This window comes from Dietzia sp. SLG310A2-38A2 (assembly GCF_014145095.1).
Classification (GTDB): Bacteria; Actinomycetota; Actinomycetes; order Mycobacteriales; family Mycobacteriaceae; genus Dietzia.
This window is the reverse complement of sequence record NZ_JAALDX010000070.1, coordinates 1-3,699: the sequence shown is the minus strand read 5'-3', so window position 1 is coordinate 3,699 and position 3,699 is coordinate 1. Positions and strand designations below refer to the sequence as shown.

The following is a 3,699-nucleotide window of genomic DNA, read 5'->3' as shown; positions in this document are numbered from 1 at the left end:
CCGCCGAGCACCACGAGGGCGAGTAGGGCGGTGTCGGGCCGCGCGGTACCGACGGCGCTCGCGGCGAGAAGGGCGAGGAGGACGACGACGACGAGGCCGACCACGTACCCCACGACCCACGCCAACGCCGAGAGCGCCGCCCGACCCCGGACCGGTGTGGTCCAGAGTCCGGCGGCGCCGGCGGGTGGTGGTGCGAGTCCCGGTGGCGTGATTACCGCAGTCCTTCGGCCACCCGGTACGGGGCTCCCGTGGCGTCGGCGACCTGCTCGAGGGTCACCCCGTCGGCCAGCTCGACCAGGGTCAGGCCGTCGGCGTCGCGGTCGAAGACACCGAGTTCCGTGATGATCCGGTCCACGCAGCCCAGGCCCGTGAGCGGCAGGGAGATCTCCGAGACGATCTTGGACGAGCCGTCCTTGGCCACCTGGTCCATCACCACGACGATGCGGCGGGCGCCCACCACGAGGTCCATCGCGCCGCCCATGCCCTTGACCATCGCGCCGGGCACCATCCAGTTGGCGATGTCACCGGCCGGGTTGACCTCCATGGCACCCAGGATGGCCACGTCGATCTTTCCCGAGCGGATCATCCCGAAGCTGGTCGCCGAGTCGAAGATCGACGAGCCGGGGAGCGTGGTGACGGTCTCCTTGCCGGCGTTGATCAGGTCCGGGTCGACGTCGTCCGGATGCGGGTAGGGGCCGATCCCGAGCAGCCCGTTCTCCGACTGCAGGGTGACGTTGACGTCCTCGGGGACGTAGTTGGGCACCAGCGTCGGGAGCCCGATCCCCAGGTTCACGTACTGGCCGTCCGAGAGTTCGAGGGCCGCGCGGGCGGCCATCGCCTTGCGGTCGCGTCCGATCCTGCTCATCAGCGCTGTCCTTCCGAGGGCGGGTTGGTGGTGGTCTTCTCGATCCACTTGGTCTGCTCCACCTGCTGCGGAGTGAGCTCGACCAGGCGGTGAACGAAGATGCCGGGCAGGTGGATGTCGTCGGGCGCCAGCTCGCCGACCTCGACGATCTTCTCCGCCTCGACGATGCACACGCGGCCGGCCATGGCGGCCAACGGCGAGAAGTTACGTGCGGTGAGGTTGAAACGCAGGTTGCCGCTGCGGTCCGCGACCGCCGCCCGCACCAGCGAGAAGTCGGCCTCGATGGCCTGCTCGAGCACGTAGGTCTCGCCGCGGATCTCCCTGGTCTCCTTGGGCGGCGAGGCCAGTGCGACGCCGCCCTCGGAGTCGTACTTCCACGGCATCCCGCCATCGGCCACGTAGGTGCCCACCCCGGTGCGCGTATAGAACGCCCCGATCCCGGAGCCGCCCGCGCGCATCCGCTCGGCGAGGGTGCCCTGCGGCGTCAACTCCACCTCGAGCTCACCGGACAGGTACTGACGCGCGAACTCCTTGTTCTCGCCCACGTACGACGAGACGATGCGCCGGAGCTTCCCGGTCTCCAGGAGCATGCCGAGGCCCTTGCCGTCGACGCCGGCGTTGTTGGAGAAGACCTCGAAGTCCCCGACGTCGCGGGAGGCGAGGGCCTCGATGACGACCTGCGGGATCCCGCACAGCCCGAACCCGCCGGCGGCGATCGACGCCCCGTCCGGGATGTCCGCGACGGCCTCCGCCGCTGTCATGATCTTGCTGGACATACACGTCCTCCTTGGGTGCGTGGGCCGTCAGGCGATGCCGAGGATCTCGATGGCCGTCTTGCGCATGTCGACCTTGCGGACCTTGCCTGTGACCGTCATGGGGAACTCGTCCACCACGTGGACGTACTTCGGGATCTTGTGGCGGGCGAGCTTGCCGGTGGCGAAGTCGCGGACCTCGTCGGCCGTGAGGTCGTCGCGCCCGGGCTTGAGCCGGACCCACGCCATGAGCTCCTCGCCGTACTTGGGATCCGGGACCCCGATCACCTGGGCGTCGAGGATGTCGGGGTGCGTGTAGAGGAACTCCTCCACCTCGCGCGGATAGATGTTCTCGCCTCCGCGGATCACCATGTCCTTGATGCGGCCGGTGATCGTGACGTAGCCGTCGGAGTCCATCTCCCCGATGTCCCCGGTGTGCATCCACCCGTCGGCGTCGAGTGCCTCGGCGGTCTTCTCCGGCTCGTTCCAGTACCCGATCATCACGCTGTACCCCTTGGTACAGAACTCCCCCGCCTCCCCGCGCGGCAGGGTCTCACCCGACTCCGGATCGACGATCTTGATCTCCAGGTGCTGGCCGACCCGCCCCACGGTGGAGACGCGGCGGTCCAACGAGTCGTCGGCCCGGGTCTGGGTGGACACCGGGGAGGTCTCGGTCATGCCGTAGCAGATCGACACCTCCTCCATGTTCATCTGGTCGATCACCTGACGCATGGTCGCCTCCGGGCACGGCGAACCCGCCATGATCCCGGTACGGAGAGACGACAGGTCGTAGGAGTCGAAGCCCTCGAGCGCGAGTTCGGCGATGAACATCGTCGGCACGCCGTACAGGCTCGTGCACTTCTCCTGCGCCACCGCACGCAGCGAGGCCGCGGGGTCGAACGCCGGCGCGGGGATCACCATGCACGACCCGTGGGTGGTGCACGCGAGGTTGCCCATCACCATGCCGAAGCAGTGGTAGAAGGGCACCGGGATGCAGACCCGGTCCACCTCCGAGTAGTTGATCGTCTCGCCCACGAAGAACCCGTTGTTGAGGATGTTGGTGTGCGAGAGGGTCGCGCCCTTGGGGAAACCGGTGGTGCCCGAGGTGTACTGGATGTTGATGGGGTCGCCGGCGCCGAGACCGGCGCGGATCCCGGCCAGCTCCTCGGTATCGGTGGGCCCCGACATCATCGACTCCCACTCCTCGTCGCCGAACAGCACGACGACGTCCAGGTCCGGGCAGCTCGGCTGGACCTGCGAGAGCATGCCGGTGTAGTCCGAGTCCTTGAACTGGGGCGCCGCGACCACGGCCTTGATCCCGGCCTGCGTGAGCACGTACTCCAGTTCGTGGACGCGGTAGGACGGGTTGATGTTGACCAGCACCGCACCGATCTCGGCGGTGGCGTACTGGATCATCACCCACTCCCAGCGGTTGGGGGACCAGATCCCCACGCGGTCGCCGGTCCGGATCCCGAGCCGGAGCAGGCCCGAGGCCAGGCGACGGACGTCGGCGTGGAACTCCGTGTAGGTCCACCGGCGTCCGGCCTGCACGTCGACGAGGGCGTCGCGGTCGCCGAAGCGCTCGACCGTGGCGGCCAGGTTGTCGGCGATCGTCTGCGTGAGCAGCGGGACGTCGGCGTCCCCACGGGTGTGGGAGAGGGCGGGGTCCAGTGGGGTGGAATCGAGATCGGTGATGGTCATCTCGGTACTCCTTGAGGGTGGGGTCGGACGGCCCACGAAGTGGGGGTTGCAGTGTCAGGTGGCGGCGTGTCAGGTGGTGGAGGCCGCGGCGCGACGCATCGTCGCCTCGGCCTGACGGAAGACGGGGCCGTCGACCATGCGGCCGTCCAGCCGGAAGACGCCCTGGTTGCTCCGGGCGGCGTCGAGGACCTTCCGGGCCCAGGCCACCTCGTCGTCGTCGGGCGCGTAGGCCTGTCGGACCACCGCCACCTGGGACGGGTGGATGCAGGCCGTGGCCACGAAACCCAGGGCGACGGCGTCGAGCGCCTCGGCGCGCTGCCCCGCCTCATCGGCGATGTCGAGGTGGACCGAGTCCACCGCCCACCGACCGAACGCGGCCGC

4 protein-coding genes are annotated in these 3,699 nt (G+C 69.0%); all 4 read right to left on the bottom strand.

Features of this window, described 5'->3' with window-relative positions; genetic code table 11:
* Positions 1 to 211: 211 nt before the first annotated feature.
* Positions 212 to 865 (bottom strand): 3-oxoacid CoA-transferase subunit B, encoded by a 654-nt coding sequence (locus G6027_RS02995; protein WP_182635297.1) that lies wholly within the window; start codon positions 863 to 865, stop codon positions 212 to 214.
* Complete coding sequence (locus G6027_RS02990; protein WP_182635295.1) at positions 865 to 1,641, bottom strand: CoA transferase subunit A; 777 nt, start codon at positions 1,639 to 1,641, stop codon at positions 865 to 867. Before G6027_RS02990 ends, G6027_RS02995 begins: the two co-directional genes overlap by 1 nt.
* 27 nt (positions 1,642 to 1,668) lie before the next feature.
* Positions 1,669 to 3,318 (bottom strand): AMP-binding protein, encoded by a 1,650-nt coding sequence (locus G6027_RS02985; RefSeq protein WP_182635293.1) that lies wholly within the window; start codon positions 3,316 to 3,318, stop codon positions 1,669 to 1,671.
* A 69-nt stretch (positions 3,319 to 3,387) separates the two neighbouring features.
* A partial coding sequence (locus G6027_RS02980) for an HpcH/HpaI aldolase/citrate lyase family protein (protein ID WP_182635291.1) occupies positions 3,388 to 3,699 on the bottom strand: 312 nt, incomplete at its 5' end.